21 protein-coding genes and 2 tRNA genes are annotated in these 19451 nt (G+C 68.0%); 2 read left to right on the forward strand and 21 right to left on the reverse strand.

Features of this window, described 5'->3' with window-relative positions; genetic code table 11:
• Positions 1 to 65: 65 nt before the first annotated feature.
• Positions 66 to 326 carry a glutaredoxin family protein gene (locus HCR12_RS07710; protein ID WP_166864855.1) on the forward strand — a complete coding sequence of 87 codons (261 nt, stop codon included), beginning with the start codon at positions 66 to 68 and terminating at the stop codon, positions 324 to 326.
• Positions 327 to 477: 151 nt separating this feature from the next.
• On the opposite strand, the gene HCR12_RS07715 is transcribed toward HCR12_RS07710, so the two are convergent.
• The 6 genes from HCR12_RS07715 to HCR12_RS07740 form a co-directional block, all read right to left on the reverse strand.
• Positions 478 to 2091, reverse strand: coding sequence for a hypothetical protein (locus HCR12_RS07715; protein WP_166864859.1), 1614 nt, complete (start codon positions 2089 to 2091; stop codon positions 478 to 480).
• 1097 nt (positions 2092 to 3188) lie between these two features.
• Positions 3189 to 3265, reverse strand: a tRNA-Ile gene (locus HCR12_RS07720).
• Between the two features lie 110 nt (positions 3266 to 3375).
• The gene (locus tag HCR12_RS07725; RefSeq protein WP_166864865.1) at positions 3376 to 3840 is read right to left on the reverse strand and encodes a Rid family hydrolase; all 465 of its coding nucleotides are present in this window, start codon (positions 3838 to 3840) and stop codon (positions 3376 to 3378) included.
• Positions 3789 to 5003 (reverse strand): hypothetical protein, encoded by a 1215-nt coding sequence (locus HCR12_RS07730; RefSeq protein WP_191412322.1) that lies wholly within the window; start codon positions 5001 to 5003, stop codon positions 3789 to 3791. Before HCR12_RS07730 ends, HCR12_RS07725 begins: the two co-directional genes overlap by 52 nt.
• Before the next feature lie 59 nt (positions 5004 to 5062).
• Entirely contained in the window at positions 5063 to 6286 is a 1224-nt protein-coding gene (locus HCR12_RS07735; RefSeq protein WP_224763326.1) for a glycosyltransferase, read from the reverse strand.
• A gap of 39 nt (positions 6287 to 6325) precedes the next feature.
• Positions 6326 to 7279 carry a DMT family transporter gene (locus HCR12_RS07740; RefSeq protein ID WP_224763328.1) on the reverse strand — a complete coding sequence of 318 codons (954 nt, stop codon included), beginning with the start codon at positions 7277 to 7279 and terminating at the stop codon, positions 6326 to 6328.
• Between the two features lie 40 nt (positions 7280 to 7319).
• Between HCR12_RS07740 and def the strand changes: the two genes are divergently transcribed.
• Positions 7320 to 7886, forward strand: coding sequence for a peptide deformylase (gene def / locus HCR12_RS07745; RefSeq protein WP_166864873.1), 567 nt, complete (start codon positions 7320 to 7322; stop codon positions 7884 to 7886).
• Positions 7887 to 7922: 36 nt separating this feature from the next.
• Here the strand turns inward: def and HCR12_RS07750 are convergent, their stop codons facing one another.
• The 15 genes from HCR12_RS07750 to HCR12_RS07820 all read right to left on the reverse strand — a co-directional run bounded on the left by HCR12_RS07750 (position 7923) and on the right by HCR12_RS07820 (position 19448).
• The gene (locus tag HCR12_RS07750; RefSeq protein WP_166864877.1) at positions 7923 to 8237 is read right to left on the reverse strand and encodes an AzlD domain-containing protein; all 315 of its coding nucleotides are present in this window, start codon (positions 8235 to 8237) and stop codon (positions 7923 to 7925) included.
• Positions 8234 to 8941: an AzlC family ABC transporter permease gene (locus tag HCR12_RS07755; protein WP_224763330.1), complete on the reverse strand. Its 708-nt coding sequence runs from the start codon at positions 8939 to 8941 to the stop codon at positions 8234 to 8236. Before HCR12_RS07755 ends, HCR12_RS07750 begins: the two co-directional genes overlap by 4 nt.
• Positions 8928 to 9335: a response regulator gene (locus HCR12_RS07760; RefSeq protein WP_166864884.1), complete on the reverse strand. Its 408-nt coding sequence runs from the start codon at positions 9333 to 9335 to the stop codon at positions 8928 to 8930. The genes HCR12_RS07755 and HCR12_RS07760 overlap by 14 nt, the downstream gene beginning before the upstream one ends.
• Positions 9332 to 10246, reverse strand: coding sequence for a sensor histidine kinase (locus HCR12_RS07765; protein ID WP_224763332.1), 915 nt, complete (start codon positions 10244 to 10246; stop codon positions 9332 to 9334). Before HCR12_RS07765 ends, HCR12_RS07760 begins: the two co-directional genes overlap by 4 nt.
• Positions 10247 to 10325: 79 nt before the next feature.
• Positions 10326 to 10628: an SHOCT domain-containing protein gene (locus HCR12_RS07770; RefSeq protein ID WP_166864890.1), complete on the reverse strand. Its 303-nt coding sequence runs from the start codon at positions 10626 to 10628 to the stop codon at positions 10326 to 10328.
• Positions 10629 to 10720: 92 nt separating this feature from the next.
• Positions 10721 to 11392, reverse strand: a complete 672-nt coding sequence (locus HCR12_RS07775) for a response regulator transcription factor (protein WP_166864893.1) — start codon at positions 11390 to 11392, stop codon at positions 10721 to 10723.
• Complete coding sequence (locus HCR12_RS07780; protein WP_166864898.1) at positions 11389 to 12525, reverse strand: sensor histidine kinase; 1137 nt, start codon at positions 12523 to 12525, stop codon at positions 11389 to 11391. The genes HCR12_RS07775 and HCR12_RS07780 overlap by 4 nt, the downstream gene beginning before the upstream one ends.
• A gap of 85 nt (positions 12526 to 12610) precedes the next feature.
• Complete coding sequence (locus HCR12_RS07785) at positions 12611 to 13000, reverse strand: PLDc N-terminal domain-containing protein (RefSeq protein WP_166864901.1); 390 nt, start codon at positions 12998 to 13000, stop codon at positions 12611 to 12613.
• Positions 13001 to 13121: 121 nt separating this feature from the next.
• Positions 13122 to 13730, reverse strand: a complete 609-nt coding sequence (locus HCR12_RS07790; protein ID WP_166864904.1) for a hypothetical protein — start codon at positions 13728 to 13730, stop codon at positions 13122 to 13124.
• A gap of 89 nt (positions 13731 to 13819) precedes the next feature.
• Positions 13820 to 13895 (reverse strand) — tRNA-Asn (locus HCR12_RS07795).
• Positions 13896 to 13914: 19 nt separating this feature from the next.
• A complete protein-coding gene (locus HCR12_RS07800; RefSeq protein WP_166864909.1) occupies positions 13915 to 14901 on the reverse strand; it encodes a lactonase family protein in 987 nt (328 codons plus the stop codon).
• Positions 14898 to 15698 carry an ATP-binding cassette domain-containing protein gene (locus HCR12_RS07805; RefSeq protein ID WP_166864912.1) on the reverse strand — a complete coding sequence of 267 codons (801 nt, stop codon included), beginning with the start codon at positions 15696 to 15698 and terminating at the stop codon, positions 14898 to 14900. The genes HCR12_RS07800 and HCR12_RS07805 overlap by 4 nt, the downstream gene beginning before the upstream one ends.
• Positions 15698 to 17353, reverse strand: coding sequence for a dipeptide ABC transporter ATP-binding protein (locus tag HCR12_RS07810; RefSeq protein WP_166864915.1), 1656 nt, complete (start codon positions 17351 to 17353; stop codon positions 15698 to 15700). Before HCR12_RS07810 ends, HCR12_RS07805 begins: the two co-directional genes overlap by 1 nt.
• A complete protein-coding gene (locus tag HCR12_RS07815; RefSeq protein ID WP_166864918.1) occupies positions 17353 to 18357 on the reverse strand; it encodes an ABC transporter permease in 1005 nt (334 codons plus the stop codon). Before HCR12_RS07815 ends, HCR12_RS07810 begins: the two co-directional genes overlap by 1 nt.
• Positions 18357 to 19448 (reverse strand): ABC transporter permease, encoded by a 1092-nt coding sequence (locus HCR12_RS07820; RefSeq protein WP_166864923.1) that lies wholly within the window; start codon positions 19446 to 19448, stop codon positions 18357 to 18359. Before HCR12_RS07820 ends, HCR12_RS07815 begins: the two co-directional genes overlap by 1 nt.
• Positions 19449 to 19451: the final 3 nt, after the last annotated feature.

Here is a 19451-nt window from a genome sequence, read left to right on the forward strand (position 1 = left end):
CGGACATTTCCCCGGATGGCATCGGAGCGCGTCCTCTGCCAGGCGAACGCCGTAGCGTGGATGCCATGACAACTTCTTCGATGCTCACGGTGTTCGGCGCCGACTGGTGCCGCGACTGCCTGCGCACCAAGGCGCAGCTCGGCGAACTCGGCGTCGCGTTCGAGTACATCGACGTGCAGGCGAGCGCGGAGGCCGCAGAGGTTGCGCGTGCGATCTCCGGCCGCACCAACATCCCCGTCGTCGTCTACCCCGACGGCGCCCACCACGTCGAGCCGTCGAACGCCGACGTCGAGGCGAAGCTCCGCGCACTCAGCATCCTCGGCTGAGGCGAGACCCCACAGTGCGTGCCATTGGGCCACTCGAAGGAAGCAGACTTCAACATCAACCAAAGTCAGCACTCTCGAGTAGGACCCAATCGCGCACCTGCTGGCCCGACCACAAGCTCTTGGCCCTAGCGCCACCGCTTCCACAGATTTGTCAACGTTTGGCCACGATTCCGGTTGCGCCAGCGATGAAGAGACCCAGGAAACTTGTCGCAGCGAGCTTGAGCCCTGCGAGCGACCACATCAGCCATGATGGGCTGCTCACGCGCCAAACATCCGCCTGCCCCAGGTCGACCGGCGCGAGGAGCACGTCGAGTGCATACAAGCCAGCATCGAAGACGGGGTACTCCGAGGGTTGCGGCGTCACCGTCGTATCCGCAACCAGAGTCTCCGTGCTCGTCCCGATCACTGCGACCTGGAGGCCGACCTCGACCTCTAGGCTGCCGGGGATGAACGACGCCTGATTCAGCAACACCAGCACCCAGATCGCGACCCAGACTCCGAACGTCCACAGCAACGCGCGATGCGATCGATAGCCATGGCCGACCGTCCACTTCATGATCGGTCGATATATGGTTCGGCGGAACCAGTTTGGGTGGTCCTTCAATCGGCGGTCGGCGGCCTCGATCAGCAGTGTCCTGGCCGCCGCGTCGTCCCCTTCAGCACCAAGAGCATTCGCGAATGCAACCCAGGCCCCGGGGAGCGCACGACTTGAGGCGAGCCATTCCGACGCAACCCTCGACGAGTCCTTGCCGCGCGGCGACCACTCGATTCGGTCGACACTCAAGGAAGTCGTCGCACTCAAGTCCGGCCGAGCCGATAGCTCAGCGTTGCTGGAGAGGGTCAGTTCCCCGACGCGGGCGCCAGTCAGATTGAATGAGCCTCGAATCTGAGTGCAGTCGGCGATGCGGAACAGATCGACACTCGCTCGTTGGGCATAGAGCACCGAGCGCGAGCCAAGTTCGGGAGGCCCCAGTTTCACGGATCCGTCTATGACAACGCTCTTGAGCCGTGCACCCTCGACATCGAAAAGTGACGTTTTCATTCCCCCGCAGAACAGGTCGTTCCGCACAGTTGTGCCCGTCAGGAAGACTCGGCGAGCTTCGAGTGAATCCAGCTTCATCTGGCCATCCACAACGGCCCCCCGGATAGCGATTTCCTTCGCAACCTCTGTCTCACGCATGTCGAGAATGCCGTGGACCCGAGCACTGTCTGCATTGACGGCACCCTCGATAGTCGAATCGTGAATCTGGAGGGTCCCGCCGACGCCGACGTTGACGAGGGACAGCCCGGTGCGGACCTTCACGTCGATGATGTGAAGGTCACTTCCGATGTCGCAGTGATCGAATAGGGCGTCTCTCATCCAGGCATCCGGGACATCTCGGGGCGAGATTTCCCCTCCATGAATCCACAAGCGGAACATCCGCGCACCAACGAAACGGATGCCGCCCTGCATGCGACAGTGGAGGAAGAACGCACCATCGTCGGACTCGAACCCCGCGAAGTCGCAAAAACCACTGAAGGTCACGTCGTCGAACCAAATCCCGCATGGGACCTTGACTCCTCGGAAGTCCAGCTCTCCGACAACATCGACGTGGAGCAGCCGGAAGCCTGCCGGGTCCGGGAGTCCATCGAACTCGAGGACGGCTCGGCGGAGAGCCTCCGCATCAATTATTCGCCGCGCCTCGGCTGATCCGACAACCGTTCCTTGTCGAATTGCCTCATGGATCTCACTTTCGGTAATCGGCGAGACTGAATTGGTTGCCATGTCAGTGACACTAGGAGTTCTCAGTAGTTGCGGTCATGCCCCTACTTAGGGGGCCTACCAACCGACTCGCTGGATGCAGAACACCGAGGGGCGCGCGATCATGAGCCTCGGATTCGCCCTCGAGCGTCGGCGAAGCCCTCGACCACGGAGCGCCGACTGCACGGACGGTTTCCCGCTCGGCGACCCCATGGCGAGCGTGGTTGACCGATACTCGCGTGTGTCCAGCGGGCAGGGTCAACCAGGCAGATGCGGTCGCCCAAAGATCTGTAGCTGTCCATCCCGTCCGGTCCGAGATGAACCAACCGAGATCAGTGGCGACTCCTTCGGATCCTGAGAACAAGAACACCTCGCGACCGAACCGGTAGCGAGCAATCACTTCGCCGTCGCGAAGTTCTGTACTCTCTGTGAACTCAGTCGTCACCCCGGGCGTTCGACTTCGCTGTGAGGCAACGGCTCACCGAGTCGAAACGAGAGACGCCCGTGTGTCGCCGGGAGCTGCTGGGGGAGGGGGGCGTCCTGCGCTTGTCCCCGATTTGCGCTCGCTCGAAATCAGATAGCGGGCGACCTGCAGCATGAGCCGGGGTGAAGGGCTGCGACTGCTTCCAACGACCAAGCTCCTGTGGTGCCACCGTCGCCAGAGGCTTGGTGCGCGCGCTCCATTTCGCTGGATCGCTAACCACGGGTTAGTAGACGTCCCTGGGCTCCTCTATTGGAGCCCCGCTGGCCTCTGCGCGCTCGAACGCCAAGTTGTCCAAGCTCGAACTCTGTTGGTAGAGCGCCTCGCCCAGTTCATAGTAAAACGTCTCCGACCTCGGCCGAACGTTGAGACCTCATGCAGCGCCGCGGGGTCCTGCGTCACGACGTACGTAATCGCGATGTCGCCGCGCGCGGTCTACGCAACCAACTCGGCGAGAAGACCAGCGACCTTGGATACGGCGCGTTGCACCTTCAGTTCGGGCGATGGGCGGAAACTCGTTCCCGAGACGGGCTTCACGCCGAACCTCCGCGAATCGCGACATGAGCATTGCCCTGAGAGCTATTCGAGCATTTTCACTTCTGGATTATCCCGCGGGACACCCAAAACTCCCCGGAATCAGTGGTAGGGCGGACGGGACTTGAACCCGTGACCGACGGATTATGAGTCCGCTGCTCTAACCGGCTGAGCTACCGCCCCGCGACAACGCTACCGGGAATCTGCTCGATGCGGAGGCGACACAGCGCTGCGCCCACAGGAACGGATTGGGCGGGGCCCAGCACTGAGCCATCCTGCGCGCGCAGTGTGGATCACGGGATGTCGGCGATGGACTTCAGGTCGACAAGCTTCCCGGGGAAGGTGAACTCGGGGATGCCGATCGCCGACCACGCGTGCGGAACGTCGACCTTCGGGACGAAGGGGGTGCGCACCTCGAGGAAGAGCTCGAGGTGATCCTGGAGACCCACGGGGAAGGTCGTGATCTCGATGATGTGCTCGAAGTCGGATCCGCCGGCGCGCAGCACGGCCCCGAGGTGATCCCACACGGCCACGAAGTGGTCCTCGAGGCTCGAGTCGATCACGTTCATGTTCGCGTCGCGGCCGACCTGGCCCGCGGCGTAGAGGAGGTTGCCGACCTTCACCGCGGGCGCGTAGTTGAAGCGCTCGACGAGGTGAAGTGTTTCTTCGCGTGACGGCGACCCGACATGTGAGGGGCGCCACCGCGCTAACCCGCGTCGGGGCCCATGACCCGCTGTCCCGACACCTCGACGAGCCACGCGATGCGCCGCTCGGTGGCCGATGCGCGTGCACGCCAGGCGACAACCGCCGCCACCGTCAGCAACGATCCAGCCGCGAACACGATCCAGCCGATCCACGGCGGAAGCTCCTCCTCGAACGCCAGCACAGGCCCGGCGATGAGAGAGGCGAGGCACACGGTCGCGAGCACGTACAGTCCGAGCGTGGTGACCCGACCTCCCGGGTTCATCATCCACGGCCGCTGGAACACCTCAGGCAGCCCCCGGCGGCGCTCGGCGAGTGTCGCGGTCGCGAGCCATTCAGAGGATGCGCGGCGCAGCTGCGCGTCCACGAGGTCCGCGGCGACCGCCCATGCGACACCAGCCGCGAGCACCATGAGCAGAAGGACGAACATCACCGCGACGAGCGGCTCGTCATCGACTGCGCCGAGGTCGCGCCCGCCCCACTCCATCACGACGAGAACGCCCATCATCACCGCCGCGACGGCGGCGGCGGCCAGAAACAGCCACGCGGTCACGCGACGGGCGATGCGTCGCCCTTGCGGCAGGGTTCGAACTCGCTCCCGCGCCGCCGCATCATCGCGCTCGAACTCCTGGATGAGATCCGTGTACGCATCGGCGTGGACCATCGGGCGCGCAGAGCCGGCGGAGGCTGCTCGCCCGTCGACCGGGTCGAGCACGGGAGCGAGAGCGTCCAGCTCCGTGAGGAGAAGAGAGCGGTCGACGGTCACCTTGCGACCCGAGGCGAGGATGTTCGCCGCCACGACCTGGGTGGTCGACGAGCCGGTCGCGGGAATCGCGGAGGCCGCGACCACATCCCGCAGGAGACGTATCTGGCCGGGGCGCAGTCCGCGCACAGGCGAGCCCGCGACGAGAATGCGGACCCGTCGACCGTCCGCCGTCGCCAGCACGTACGTGAGGTAGGCGGCGCCCCCGGAGCTCAGGCTCCGGGTCGCGCTCGTGAACTCGGCGGGCTCGATGCGGCGACCGCGCACGATCATCGCCCCTCGCGCGTCGACGAAAGCACGCGGGAACGCGAGCGCGAGACCGCCGCCGATGATGAGCGCGACGCCTGCCGCCACCACCACGAACGGCAGCACGGGCCGCGTCACCTCGGGAAGCATCAGACCGACCGGAACCTGCAGCAGCAGTCCCAGCGCGAGCGACGCGAACGTCAGCGGCACGGCCGCTCGTCGCCAGGCGCTCGATTGGAGCTCCGTCTGCGCTGAGCTGGCCGCATCCGTCATCGGCGGTGCTCGCCCTCCGTCACCGGGTCGATCACGTCTTCACCGCGGTACAGCGCCTCGAAGATGTCGAGGGTGCGCTGGATGTCGTGCGCCTCGACCGTGTGCAGGGCGCCGCGCTTGAGACGCTCGAGCTCGGCGGGCTCAGCCGTGAGGATGTTGCGCAGATGACCCGCGAGCTCGTCGATGTCGCCCGGCTGGTACAGGTATCCGTTCTCACCCGAGTGCACGAGGTGCGGAAGCGCCATCGCATCGGCGGCGACGACCGGAAGGCCGGACGCGAGAGCCTCCATGGTGGCGATCGACTGCAATTCGGCGCGCGACGGCATCACGAACACCGTCGACTCGGTCAGAGTGCGGCGCAGCTCCTCGTCGGAGACGCGACCACGGAAGCGCACGATATCCGAGACACCGAGCTCACGTGCGCGGGCCTCCAGCTTCGGGCGCATCTCGCCATCGCCGATGATCTCCATGCGGGCTTCGAGGTCGCGGATCCGCGCGAGCGCTTCGATGGCCTCGTGGATGTACTTCTCCTCGTCGAGGCGACCGAGGAAGGTGATGACGTTCTCGGTGCGGGGCGAGAAATCGGGTGTGTAGAAGCTCGTGTCGATACCGCACGAGATCGCGTGCACGCCCGTGAGGCCGGTGCCCTTCTCGAAGAAGGCCGCGGCACGACGAGTGGGCGTGGTGACGGCGTCGGCCATCGTGAACCAGTTGTAGGCGGCGCGCCACTGGATGTCGGCGATCCACTGGTGTGTGAACCTCGGCAGGATCGCGACGTGCTGGAGGATGTTCTCCGGCATGGTGTGGTTGGTGCCGACGAGCTGGATACCGTGCTTCTTCGCCGAGGTGGCGAGACCGCGTCCCACCACGATGTGCGACTGGAAGTGGATCGCGTCGGGCTTGATCGCCTGCACGATCTTCTCGGCGTTCGCCTTGACACGCCACGGAAGCATGAACCGCAGCCAGGGGTGCGGATACCAGCGCCACGAGTAGATGCGGTGCACGGTGAGATCGACACCCTCGTGCTTCTCGGTGAAGGTGCCTACCTTGCCGTGCGCCGGAGCCATCACGTGCACGTCATGACCACGGCGCGCGAGCCCGGCGGCGAGGTTGCGCGCGAACGTGGCGGCACCATTCACGTCGGGATCGAAGGTGTCAGCTCCGATGAGAATCGTGAGTCGCGGCTGGGAGGTCGGGGTCGACGACTGATCGTCGGTCACTCAGATCATCCTCTGCTCGGTGTGCGGGAAGACCCCAGGCTACCGCAGTGGGGCGGTCTCTTCGGGCTCATCCCGCCGGTGGGTCTGTGGATGGTGCTTCGCCAGCCGGAAGACACCGAGAATCGCCACAACTCCGGCGACGACCCACACCGCCATGGCCCACAGGGGCGCGGCGGAGGCCTCACCGAGCACGAAGATCGCGATCGCAACGGCCACGAGCGGGTCGATGACGGTGAGCCCGGCGATGACGAGATCCGGTGCGCCCACGGAGTACGCGGTCTGCACGAAGTAGAAGCCGACCACGAGGGCGAGCAGGAGGCCCACGCCGCCCACGATCGTCAGCCAGTCGACATTGCCGGTGACGACGCGGTTGATGATGACCTTGGCGATCGAGGCCACGAAGCCGTAGAGGATGCCGCCCGCGGCGACATAGAACATCGCGGTCACCCGGCGGCGGAAGAATACGAATGCGGCGGCGAGGACGAGCAGCACAACGCCCAGGATGGCGAGCACGATGATCAGCTGTCGCTCGCTGAGTGCGTGCTCCTTCGCGAACACGGCAGCGATGGTGACGAAGACGGCGATGCCGATGACGCACATGGCGATGGCGCTGATCGCGGCTTGCCCCAGCTTCACCCGGGAGACGCGCGCGTTGATCACGGATGTGAGCACGAGGGCGACGATGCCGAGCGGCTGCACGACGATGAGCGGCGCGAAGCCGAGCGCGACGAGCTGAAGCGCGACCGCGAGGCCGAGCATGATGGTTCCGAACAGCCAGCTGGGTCGCCCCAGCAGCTGCACGAACTGGCCACCTGAGAGGCCGGCCTTCTCGCCCGAGCCATGCCCTGCTTCGACCTTCTCGACACCGCGGTGCTGCAGCTGGGCGCCGAGGGCGAGGAACACCGCCCCGACCACCGCGATGAGGATGCCGAGCCAGGGGACCGAGCCGACGAACGCCTCGACCTCGTCGTTTGTGGGTATCGCGTCGAGCACCAGACGAATCTACCGCCAGAGACGCCGATATCCTGAACCAATGGCTGTTCGATCCATCCGAATCTCGGGAGACCCCGTTCTGCACGCTCCGGCTCGCGAGGTCGAGGTGATCGACGACGAGATCCGCGAACTCGTGCGCGACATGATCGAGACGATGCATGAGGCGCCCGGCGTCGGCCTCGCCGCGCCCCAGATTGGGGTGCCGCTGCGCCTCTTCGTGTACAGCTGGACCGACGACGATGGCGTGGACCACAGCGGCACGGCGATCAATCCGACGCTCCTCATCTCCCCCACGCCCGTGGGCGACGCGGACCCGGATGAGGAGTCCGAGGGCTGCCTCTCGCTGCCGGGCGAGCGCTTCCCGCTCAAGCGATCAGAGACGGCTCTGCTGCGCGCGACCGACCTCGACGGCAACGCCTTCGAGGTCGAGGCGACGGGATGGCTCGCGCGCATCTTCCAGCACGAGTTCGACCACCTCGACGGTGTCCTCTACGCCGACCGCCTTCCGCTGCCCTACTCGCGCGCCGCGCAGAAGGCGGTTCGCCGCAACCGGTGGGGCGTTCCCGGGCTGTCCTGGATGCCCGGCGTCGACAACCTCGAGGACTGACCTGCGGCTGCGGCTGCCGCCGCGGCTGCGGTCAGCTCAGGCCATCCACCCGAGCATCCGGATGACGGCCGCGAGCACCGCTGCGCCGACGACCACGATGATGAACGGCGCCTTCAGCCACAGCAGCACGCCAGCGAAGACCACGGCGGGCAGTCGTGCATCGAGCTCGATGCCCGCGGAACGCTCGAGCGTCTGCGTTGCCGTGAGCGCCGCGAGCAGCGCGACCGTGAGCAGGTTCGACACCCGCGCGGGAGCCGGGCGCTCGAGGATGCTCGCGGGGATCGCGTAGCCCACGAGTTTGATCGCATAGATCGCGATCGCCGAGAGCAGCACGACGTGCCAGATGGTCATACGGGCTTCCTCCCCATCCAGTCGGTGACGCCCACGGCCACTGCCACCGCAGCCGCCGCGAGGACAGGCAGACCGGCGGGCAGGACGGGCACCAGGATGGTGGCGACGACTCCCGCGGCCACCGCCACCGCGATCGGCTGAAGCGCCGTCAGCCGCGGCCACAGGAGCCCCAGGAACGCGGCGGCCGCGGCGGCGTCGAGACCGTACATCCGCACGTCTCCCATGAGGTCGCCGAGGAGTGCGCCGACGAGGGTCGCGACGTTCCAGCCCGCGTAGATCACAAGACCCGTGGCCCAGAATCCGATGCGCTGCCCCCGCAGCGTCGGCTGCGCGGTCGACACGGCTGTCGTCTCGTCGATCGTCCAGTGCGCCGCCGCGAGACGCTTCCACCACGGTCCGCCGACGATCGGCGACATGCGCATCGCATAGATGCCGTTGCGCACCCCCAGCAGCGTCGCGCTCGCGATCGCCGCGGGCCCCGCAGCGACGCCGCCGCTCGCGAGCACGCCGATGAGGGCGAACTGCGACCCGCCCGTGAACATGAGGAGGCTCAGCGCACATGCCTGCCAGACATCGAGGCCCGCGGCGACTGCAAGCGCGCCGAACGAGACGCCGTAGGCCGAGACGGCAAGGCCGACGCTGAGGGCGGCACGCCACGCAGGCCCTGCATCGCCCTGCGCTGCCGGAAGGTCAGGAGTCGACACGGGCTTCGGCGGCCTCGCGCACGACGGTGAACAGCAGCTCGGGATCGACGTCCTTGTAGACGATCGCGTACGCACCCGCGACCGCGGCGGCCGGCACGTGATCATCGAGATCGATAGCGGTCAGCAGCACGATGCGCGGAGGCCCACCGGCTGCGCGCACGTCGGCGTCGCCCAGGATCCGTTCCGTGGCGACGAAGCCGTTGACGCGCGGCATCTGCACATCCATGAGCACGACATCCGCGCCCGTGCGACGCAGGATGCCGAGCGCCTGCGCGCCGTTGCCCGCCTGCCCGATGACCGCGATGTCGGGCTGGGATCCGAGGAGGGTGCGGTATCCGTCGCGCTGGCTCGAGGAGTCGTCGACGAGCAGCACCCGGATGGGCGCCCCTGTCACCGCTGCTCCAGCTGAACCCCGTGCACGCCGTTGTGGTGGCGGATCGAGGGGAACACGACCGAGACCGTGAAGCCGACGCCGGGTACGGTGTGCGCCTCGAACACACCTCCGTAGAGCTCAGCGCGCTCGCGCATCTCGGTGATGCCGCGCCCGTGGGGCGTGGTCGTGAGAGCGGCGACGTCGTCGTCGACGTCGTAGTGCTGGCGGGTCGCCTCCGCGTAGGGGTCGAGGCCGTTGCGGATCGCCTCCCTGCGGATGCCGTCGTCTTCGACGCGCAGCTGGAGCCCGTCGTCCGTCCACGTGAAGATGACCTTGACGTGCGTGCCCTCGCCGCCGTGCTCCAGGGCGTTGCTGAGCGACTCCTGCAGGATGCGGAAGATCGCAAGCTCGGCGCCGTGCTTGAGCTGAAGGCGGTCGCCGTTCTCCTCGAACGTCACGTCGAGCCCGGCATCCCGCATGACCTTGAACAGCTCGCGCGCCGAGGAGAGCCCCGGCTGCGGGCCAGCTTCCGCCTCGCCGTCGCGGACGACCGTCATGACGCGGCGCAGGTCGGCGAGCGTCGCGCGGCCCGCCTCGGCGATCGCCGTCGCGCTGCGGGCGGCGACCGCGGGATCCTGACTCGCGGCATAGCGGGCGCCATCGGCTTGCGAGATGATGACCGACACCGAGTGCACGGCGATCTCGTGCAGCTCGCGGATCATCCGCAGTCTGCTGCCCTGCTCGGCGAGCAGGAGCTCGAGCTCGATGCGGTCGCGCTCGGCGCGGGCTCGCTCTCGCCCCGCGACACGCGCAGCTCGACGCGCACGGAGCCACAGGATGAGAAGCACCAGCGCCACCACGAGCACCACAGCCGATACCGCGGCGAGCGTCATGAGAACCGTCGTCGAGTTCTCCACCAGCCAGGCGTCCACGTGTCTCCTCGCTGCGGCGCGCTCTCGCGCCGCGACAGGTCAAAACTACAGGCACGCCTGGCTGGTGAGGAGAATGCGCTCAGCGGGGAGGCTGCTGGGGGCGCAGAACCTCGAGGCGCGCCCGGTACTCGGTCTCGTCGATCTCCCCTCGAGCGAACCGCTCGGCGAGTACCGACTCGGCGCTGCGGCTGGCGTCGCCGTAACCCCACGGTCCCATTCCCGGGCCGACGGGCGGCCACCCACGGCGGCGGCGGATGAGGGCGAGCGCCACGATCGTGGCGAGCAGCAGCACCCAGAAGATGAGAGGCACGAACCAGAGCCCTGGCCCCCACCCGGGACCGTGGGCGATGACGGCGGGAGCCGCGGTGAGTGTCGACAGCATGATGTTCTCCTTCTCCGGCGGCCACCTCAGGCCGCCACGAGAAGGCTCCGCCCCGGGGCGTCGGCGCGGATCCGCCTGCAGGAGCTGAGCTGCTACTCCCCCGGGATGCCGCCTGGGCGCACGAGACCGGCGTCGTACGCGGTGATGACGAGCTGCACTCGGTCGCGCGCGGCGAGCTTGCCCATGATGCGCGACACGTGCGTCTTCGCGGTGAGCGGGCTGAGGAACAGGCGCGCACCGATCTCCTCGTTGGTGAGCCCGTGTCCCACGAGTGCGAGCACGCCGCGTTCGCGCTCGGTGAGACCCGCGATGAGGCTCGCGTCGGGCGGCGCCGCGAGACCCGCCGACACCTGCGCCAACAGGCGCCGCGTGGCACCCGGGCTCAGCAGCGCATCCCCCTCGGAGACGACGCGCACCGCGCGGATGAACTCGACCGGCTCCGCATCCTTGACGAGGAATCCGCTCGCGCCGGCGCGAATGGCCTGCGCCACATACTCATCGAGTTCGAACGTCGTCACGATCACGACGCGGACGCGCCCGAGGGCTGCATCGCCGACGATCTGCTCGGTGGCCCAGAGGCCGTCGCCGTCGGGCATGCGGATGTCCATGAGCACGACATCGGGTTTCTCGCGTCGGGCGAGCGCGACCGCCTCGCGACCGGTCGACGCCTCGCCCACGACGAGGATGTCGGGCTCGGACTCGAGCAGGCTGCGGAAGCCCGCGCGAATGAGGTTCTGATCGTCGACGATCGCGACGCGGATCATGCGGGTGCCTCCCAGGGGATCTCGGCGCGGATCGTGAAGCCGTCGGAGTTGCGATGCCACGCGACGTCGCCGCCGAGCTGTTCGCAGCGCTCGCGCATCCCGGTGAGCCCTCGACCGGGTTCCGGGGGGCCCGCGACCGGCACGCCATCATCATGGACGCTGATCCGCAGCCGTCCCGGTTCACCCTCGATGAGGACATCCGCCGAGGTGGCGCCGTGCGCGTGGCGCGCGACGTTCGTGAGCGCCTCCTGCACGATCCGGTAGGTGGCGGCTCCCACCGGCCCGGGCACCTCGAGGTCCGGGGCGCGATGATCGAGCGTGACGACCACGTCCGGGAGCTGCACGGCATCGACGAGCGCACGCACATCGCCGATTCCGGGCTGCGGGGTGAGGGGCGCGTCCGCGTCGTCACGGAGGATGCCGAGCACGCCGCGCACATCATCGAGCGCCTGCTTGCTGACCACCCTGATCGAGGCGAGCGCCTCCGCCGCCTTCTCAGGGCGCGCGTCCGCGAGATGCAGGCCGACTCCGGCCTGCACGTTGATCTGGCTGAGCGAGTGCGCGAGCACGTCGTGCAGCTCCCGGGCGATACGAGCCCTCTCCTCATCGGCGGCTGTCGCGCGGCGACGCGCGAGCTCGGCCTCGTCCTCGCGCTGATGCTCGCGGCGCGTGCGGATGAACTCCCCCATACCCAGCAGCACCAGCAGACCGAACGTCGTTGCGACGATGCGCGGCGGCGACCAGCCGACGGGCGGCGCATTCACGACGATGAGGAGCGCGAGCAGCCAGCCGAACGCAAGCGAGACCCACGCCCACACCCGCGCCCCGCGCACGACAGCGCCGACCACGGCGAATGCGAGCGCGGCAGGCGGCGGCCCGCCGTTGATCCCGACGAGAAGCATCGCAACCGCCGCTGCGGTCACGATCGCCACAACCGGCCCCGGCCACCGGCGCGCCCCCACGAGGGCGAGCGGGCCGACCGCCGCCAAGGCGAATGTCGTGATCGTCGATGCGGGGCCCGGATCCAGAACTCGCACGAGCCATGCCGTCGCCGACAGCTGCACGATGGCGCTCACCACGACCGGCACCCACAGCGTCACTCGCCTGCGAGGACTCCCGGGCGCGTGCGGCATGCCCCGATGGTACGCGTGCTCGTACGCGCGGTCGTGCTCCGCGGGGTGACTGGTTCCTGCTCCCGTCGGAGCAGGAACCAGTCGGTCACGAGACGACTGCGCGCTGCTTGATCGACGCGAACTCCTCGGGGGTGATCGTCCCGTCATCGAGGAGCGTCTTCGCCTTCGCGATCTCATCCGACGGCGACGAACGTGCGACCGAGCGGATGTAGTCCTCCGTCGCCGTCTTGCTCTCCTGGGCACGCTCCCGGTAGCGCTCGGCCATGCCGCGCCCGCGCACGATCAGATAGACGAGAGCCGTGATGAACGGCAGCCACACCAGGAAGATGATCCACAGTGCCTTGAGCCAGCCGTTCAGCTCATGGTCGCGGAAGATGTCGGCGATGATCGACACGAGGGCGATCAGATAGGCGAAGAAGACGTAGGCCCAGAAGAAGAGCCAGATGATGTTCCAGAAGTCGGCCCAGAAGTCCATGAGAGACCCCGATCTGCTCGCACCACGTGGATCGCAGCGGATATCCCTGTTCTACACCTGAGGGATTCGAATGTGAACGCTCATCACGATATGACCGCACCCCCTTGCGCGAGCGCGATGGCTAGCTGAGAATCCGCAGATCCTCCGGAATCCCGCGCCCAAGAAGCTTCGCCTCGGCACGCGCCCGGTGCCACCAGCTGCGGCGCCGTGCCCCGTTCACGATCACCCATGCGCCCACGAAGACCAGGGTGGCGATGAGGATGCACAGCATCCCCACGATGAGCGGCTGATCGAGGAGCCGCACGAGCTGCGTGACCAGCCATCCCGCGAAGCCGTACATGGCGACGCCGACACCCATGAGCGTGTACGGATTCGTGGTGCGCGGCGAGCTGACGCTGTAGACGCCCAGCTGCGGCTGGCGGTAAACCTCCGGCTCCCCCAGACGCTCCGTGATCTCGAGGGTGCGCACGGCGTCGTCGAGCTCCGCCAGCGCGATACGGTGGGAACCCACGATCTCGAGCCACCCGATTCCGCGGTCACTGCGGTACCAGTACGCACCCGAGCGCCCCGTCTCCCTCGGCGCGAACGGCCGGATGATGTCGAGGATCGCCTCGCTCGATGCCTGCATCGACGGAACCGAGACGTCGATGACGTGCAGGACGGGTGCAGGCGCACCCGCGAGGTCGTGCGTCTGGTGCAGGACGATCCGGATGCTCACGCGGTACATCATGGCGGGAGGGTGCGCGGATGGGAAGCACAGAGCGCCAGATCGCAGCGCCTGGAAAAGCGAAAAGGCCCTGAGATCAGGGCCTTTTCTTCTGGCTCCCCGGCTTGGACTCGAACCAAGAACCTATCGGTTAACAGCCGATTGCTCTGCCAATTGAGCTACCGAGGATCGCTGTGAAACAGCTCCGCTAGCTTAGCAAACTCTCGGGGGTGGTCATGACCACGCAGGTCGGCGCGGGGGTCGCGAGACGGGAGACCTCCTTCGGGATCCCGCTGGCGGGGATGCGGAACGTGACCACCTCATCCGAACGCTGATTCGCGACGCGCAGGAACTCGCCGTCGACGATCATGTGGCGGGGCCAGTCGCCGCCGGACGGCACCGAGTCGAGGGGGCGCACATCCGCGCCGTCGAGGGCGAACACCGCGATCCGGTTCGCCCCGCGGATGCTGGCGTACAGGAAGCGACCGTCCTGCGAGACGGCGAGGGCGGAGGCCTGGTCGTCACCCCGGGTCGCGCCGGGCAGCGGATGCGCCTCGCGCACCTCGAGCGTCTCGGCGTCGAGCAGAAGCAGTTCGCAGCTCCATTCGCCGAGCAGCGCGATCGCACCGGAGGGCAGCATGTGGAGGTCGCGCGGGCCCGTTCCGGCAGGCAGGGCGATGGAGCTCACGCGTTCGAGCAGCCCGCTCTCGTCGCGGGTGTGCACGTGCAGCCGATCGGCGCCCAGATCGAGGGTGAGGATGCGGCCGTCAGCGAGCACGAGCACGTGGTGCGCGTGCGGGCCCTCCTGCGCCGGGAGCGGACCGGATCCTGAACCCGCGAGCCGCTGGCGCGGAGACTCCTCGCCCGCGCGCACCACGACGACGGCCCCATCGCCATAGCAGGCGACCGCGACCGTGTCGTCATCGAGAAAGGCAAGGTGGCACGGATTCGCACCGCCGAGTTCGACGATTCCGTCCGCACCCCATCCCTCACCCGAGCGACGGAACCACGCGAGCTCGCCCGTGCCTTCGAGCGTCGCCGCCATCCGGTCGCCGCGCACGCTCACCCACGACGGCGACGCGGCCTTGAGCACGTCGCCGGTGAGAGCGAGCGCGTCACCCCGCTCGCGGGCGAGCGACACGCCCTGCGCCGCACCGCCCATATCCGGGCCGTACGCGCCGATGACAAGCGTCACGTGTGCAGCTCCGCGAGACGACGCGTGTAGGCGTGCAAGGGCTTCGCGAGCACATCGTCGACCGTTCCGTACCCGACGATGAGCCCGGCGTGGAGCACGGCGATGCGATCGACGATCGTGCGCAGCTCACGCAGGTCGTGACCCACGATGAGCGCGCTGAATCCGAGCTCCTTCTGCAGCTCGGCGACGACCTGCAGAATGGGGCCGCGCACGAGCACGTCGACGCCCATCGTCGGGTCGTCGGCGACCAGCAGAGACGGCTCGAGCACCAGGGCGCGCGCGAGCGCCACGCGCTGACGCTGCCCGCGACTCAGCTCGTGGGGGAACTTCTCCATGACCGACAGCGGCAGGCGCACCGCATCGATGAGCTTCGCGACCGCCCCGCCCGCCACGAGCCGGTCGAAGCGCCGGTCGCGGCGGTAGATCGGCTCGGCGACGTTCTCACCCACGGTGAGATGCGGCTCGAGCGACGACCCGCCGTCCTGCGGCAGGTACCCGATCCGCAGCGCGAGGGCGTCGAGGCGTCGCGAGGATGCGCCACGCACCTCCGTGCCGAGGACAGCCAAGCGGCCGCCCGCGATCGAGGGCGCGAGCCGCTCACCGGGCACCGTCTGCGACGCGATCGCACGCGCGAGCGTCGACTTGCCGGAGCCCGCCTCGCCGATGAGGCCGAGCGTCTCCCCCGCCCCCACCTGGAACGACACCCCGTTGATCGCGGGGGTCGCGTCCTTTCCGAAGACGAGAGTCAGGTCGTCGGCCAGGACGACGATGTCGTCGGGCACGGTGGTCCGTGTCATCAGGTGCGGTGGTTCCCCTCTGCGAATGCCCGGCGGCGCTCTGCCTGCTCGACCGGATCGGGAACCGGGAGGGAGGCAAGCAGACGGCGCGTGTACGGATCCTGCGGATCCCCGAGCACGTCGCGAGTCTGTCCCGATTCGACGACCACTCCATGATGCAGGACGACGACGCGATGAGCGACTCGATCGACCACCGCAAGGTCGTGAGTGATGAACAGCGAGGCGAACCCGAACCGCTCCTGCAGCTCATCGAACAGGTCGAGAACGCGCGCCTGCACCGAGACGTCGAGGGCGCTCGTCGGCTCATCGGCGATGAGCAGCTTCGGGTCGAGCGCGAGGGCGCGCGCGAGACTGGCGCGCTGACGCTGACCACCCGAGAGCTCGTGCGGGAATCGGTCCCCGAATGCCTTCGGGAGCTGCACGGCTTCGAGAAGCTCATCGACCTTGTCGCGCGCGTCGGCTGCCGAAGAGGCCATCCCGTGCACGACGAGCGGCTCGGCGACGCAATCGGCGATCGTGAGCAGCGGGTTGAAGCTCGTCGCGGGATCCTGGAACACGAAGCCGAGCTCGCGGCGACGTGGCCGGAAGGAGCGTTCGCGCACGCCGTTCATCTCGGTGCCGAGCACACGGAGCGAACCGCCCGTGACCTGCGTGAGGCCGGCGATCGCACGGCCGATCGTCGTCTTGCCGGAGCCCGACTCGCCCACGAGACCCACGACCTCGCGCGGGGCGATGGCGAAGTCGACGCCCTTGACGGCGAGGAACGCCTTGCTGCCGAGACGGCCGGGGTACTCGATCTCGAGGCCGGAGGCTCGCACGAGCGGCTCTGACGTGTCCACGTCGAGAGGCTCCCGCTCCGTGAGCTCGATGCGCGGCACCGCCGCGAGGAGCTTGCGGGTGTACTCATGCTGCGGCGCCGCGAACAGTTCGCGCGCGGTCGCGGTCTCGACCAGCTCGCCGTCGTACATCACGGCCACGCGGTCGGCGAGGTCGGCCACCACGCCCATGTTGTGGGTGATGAGCACGATCGCCGTGCCGAGCTCGTCGCGAAGTCGACGGAGCAGGTCGAGGATCTCGGCCTGCACGGTCACATCGAGCGCCGTGGTCGGCTCATCGGCGATGAGCACCTTCGCATCGAGCGCGAGCGCCATCGCGATGACGATGCGCTGCTTCTGCCCACCCGAGAACTGGTGCGGATAGTGATCCACCCGCACCTGCGGGTCGGGGATGCCCACTCGATCCAGCACCTCGACGGCGCGGGCGCGCGCCTGCTTCTTCGAGAACTCCCCGTGCGCGCGCAGGCCCTCCGCGATCTGCCAGCCCACGGTGAAGACCGGGTTGAGAGCGGTCGAGGGCTCCTGGAAGATCATCGCCCCGCCCGTGCCGCGGATCTCGCGCAGCCGCTTGGTGCTCAGGGTGAGCACGTCCTCGCCCCGCAGCAGAACCACGCCGTCGACGACCGCTGTCTCCGGGAGGAGGCGCAGGATGCTGCGCGCCGTGACCGTCTTCCCGGAGCCGGACTCGCCGACGACGGCGAGCACCTCCCCCGGCGCGACGGCGAGGCTCACACCGCGGACAGCCTCCACACGACCGGCGTCCGTGTCGAACGCGATGCGCAGATCGCGGATGTCGACTGCGGGATCCTGATTCGTCATCACGGCACCTCTCCCATCATCTCGCGAGCGGCCGGCTGCGTCGCCGCCACGGCGTCGGCGGGTGTCGCGGCCACCGCGCGTCGGCGAGCGCGAAGGCGCGGGTCCGCGAGGTCGTTGAGGCTCTCGCCGATGAGAGTGACGCCCAGCACGACGAGCACGATGGCGAGGCCGGGCGGGATCGCCGTCCACCAGATGCCGCTCGTGACATCCGAGAGCGACTTGTTGAGGTCATAGCCCCATTCCGCCGCCGACGTCGGCTGGATGCCGAAGCCGAGGAAGCCGAGGCCGGCGAGCGTCAGGATCGCCTCGGAGCTGTTGAGGGTGAAGATGAGCGGCAGTGTGCGTATGGCGTTGCGGAGCACGTGGCGGAACATGATGCGCGGCGTCGAGGCGCCGATCACCCGCGCCGATTCGACGAACGCCTCCGATTTCACCCGCACGGTCTCGGCGCGCACCACGCGGTAGTACTGCGGAATGAAGACGACGGTGATCGAGATCGCCGCGGCGAGGATGCCGCCCCAGAGGCTCGACTGCCCGCCCGAGATGACGATCGCGGCGACGATCGCGAGCAGCAGCGTCGGGAACGCGTACACCGCATCCGCGATCACGACGAGCACCCGGTCGATCCAGCCGCCGATGTAGCCGGAGACGACACCGAGCAGAACGCCGACGAAGATCGAGAGCGCGACGGCGACGATGACGACCAGCGCCGCGGTCTGGCTTCCCCAGATCACACGCGAGAGCACGTCGTAGCCGCCGACGGTCGTGCCGAGGAGGTGCTTGCTGTCGGGCGGAACCTGCGCGCCGAAGAGGCCGTCGGCGTCGCGCAGCTGGGCGAAGCCGTAGGGGGCGATCAGCGGCGCGAAGATCGCCGTCAGCACGAAGATGCCCGTGATCACGAGACCGACGATGAGCATGCCCCGCTGCAGGCCCACGGCCTGCCGCAGCTGGTGGACGACAGGCAGTCGCAGCAGCAGGGACCGGACCGTGCGCTTCTCGGCCATCAGTACCTCACTCGGGGGTCGATGAGCGCCGCGATGATGTCGACGACGAAGTTGCTGAGCGCCACGATCACGGCGAGGAGCATGACGATGCCCTGCACGGCGACGAAGTCGCGCGCCGCAAGGTACTTCACCAGCAGGAAGCCGAGGCCCTGCCACTCGAACGTGGTCTCGGTGAGCACCGCACCGCCGAGAAGCAGAGCGATCTGCAGGCCGATGACCGTGACGATGGGGATGAGCGCGGGCTTGTAGGCGTGACGTCGCACGAGTCGGAACTCGCTCACCCCGCGACTGCGCGCCGCGTCGATGTACGGCATCGAATACGTGCCGATGACGTTGGTGCGCACCAGACGCAGGAACACGCCGCCCGTCAGAAGCCCGAGCGTGATCGCGGGAAGAGCGGCGTGCTGGAGGACATCCGAGATGTAGGCGGCGTTCCCGGAGCGGATCGCGTCGATCAGATAGATGCCGGTGCCGCCGTCGAGGCGACTGAGCGAGAGCTCGGTGCGCACACTCGCGCGGCCGGAGACCGGAAGCCAGCCGAGCCCGACCGAGAAGATGAGCTTGAGCACCAGGCCCGCGAAGAACACGGGGGTGGCGTAGCAGAGGATCCCGAAGATGCGCAGCACGGCGTCTCCCCAGCGATCCCGCACCGCGGCGGCGAGCATGCCGAGCGGGATGCCCACGACGAAGGCGATGATGAGCGCGTAGAACGCGAGCTCGAGCGTCGCCCCTCCGAAGCGGAAGAGCAGATCGACCACGGGTTGGTTGTCGGTGAGCGTGGTGCCGAAGTCACCCGTGAACACCTGCCCCAGGTACTCGAAGTACTGCACGATGATCGGACGGTCGTAGCCCGCTTCGGCCCGCCGTTCGGCGAGTTCGGCAGGGCTCAGCCGGCCGCCGAGCGCCGCGGTGATCGGGTCGCCGATGAGCCGCAGGAAGATGAACACCATCGTCACGAGGATGAAGACCGTGGGGAAGATCAGCAGGAAGCGCACGAGGATGTAGCGCCAGAGCGACCCGCCGGGTCGGCGGGTCCTCTGCACCGCGGCGGCGGGGGTCGCCGCGGGTGCGGGGGGTGTGACCGTGGTCATTCG

The sequence above is a fragment of the Salinibacterium sp. ZJ70 genome (assembly GCF_011751865.2).
Taxonomy (GTDB): domain Bacteria; phylum Actinomycetota; class Actinomycetes; order Actinomycetales; family Microbacteriaceae; genus Homoserinibacter.

Coding starts and splice junctions, on each gene's coding strand:
- HCR12_RS07710 (WP_166864855.1), top strand. CDS start 66: ATGACAACTTCTTCGATGCTCACGGTGTTCGGCGCCGACTGGTGCCGC.
- HCR12_RS07715 (WP_166864859.1), bottom strand. CDS start 2,091: ATGGCAACCAATTCAGTCTCGCCGATTACCGAAAGTGAGATCCATGAG.
- def (WP_166864873.1), top strand. CDS start 7,320: ATGGCTGTTCGATCCATCCGAATCTCGGGAGACCCCGTTCTGCACGCT.
- HCR12_RS07750 (WP_166864877.1), bottom strand. CDS start 8,237: ATGACCATCTGGCACGTCGTGCTGCTCTCGGCGATCGCGATCTATGCG.
- HCR12_RS07770 (WP_166864890.1), bottom strand. CDS start 10,628: ATGCTGTCGACACTCACCGCGGCTCCCGCCGTCATCGCCCACGGTCCC.
- HCR12_RS07775 (WP_166864893.1), bottom strand. CDS start 11,392: ATGATCCGCGTCGCGATCGTCGACGATCAGAACCTCATTCGCGCGGGC.
- HCR12_RS07780 (WP_166864898.1), bottom strand. CDS start 12,525: ATGCCGCACGCGCCCGGGAGTCCTCGCAGGCGAGTGACGCTGTGGGTG.
- HCR12_RS07785 (WP_166864901.1), bottom strand. CDS start 13,000: ATGGACTTCTGGGCCGACTTCTGGAACATCATCTGGCTCTTCTTCTGG.
- HCR12_RS07790 (WP_166864904.1), bottom strand. CDS start 13,730: ATGATGTACCGCGTGAGCATCCGGATCGTCCTGCACCAGACGCACGAC.
- HCR12_RS07805 (WP_166864912.1), bottom strand. CDS start 15,698: ATGACACGGACCACCGTGCCCGACGACATCGTCGTCCTGGCCGACGAC.
- HCR12_RS07810 (WP_166864915.1), bottom strand. CDS start 17,353: ATGACGAATCAGGATCCCGCAGTCGACATCCGCGATCTGCGCATCGCG.
- HCR12_RS07815 (WP_166864918.1), bottom strand. CDS start 18,357: ATGGCCGAGAAGCGCACGGTCCGGTCCCTGCTGCTGCGACTGCCTGTC.
- HCR12_RS07820 (WP_166864923.1), bottom strand. CDS start 19,448: ATGACCACGGTCACACCCCCCGCACCCGCGGCGACCCCCGCCGCCGCG.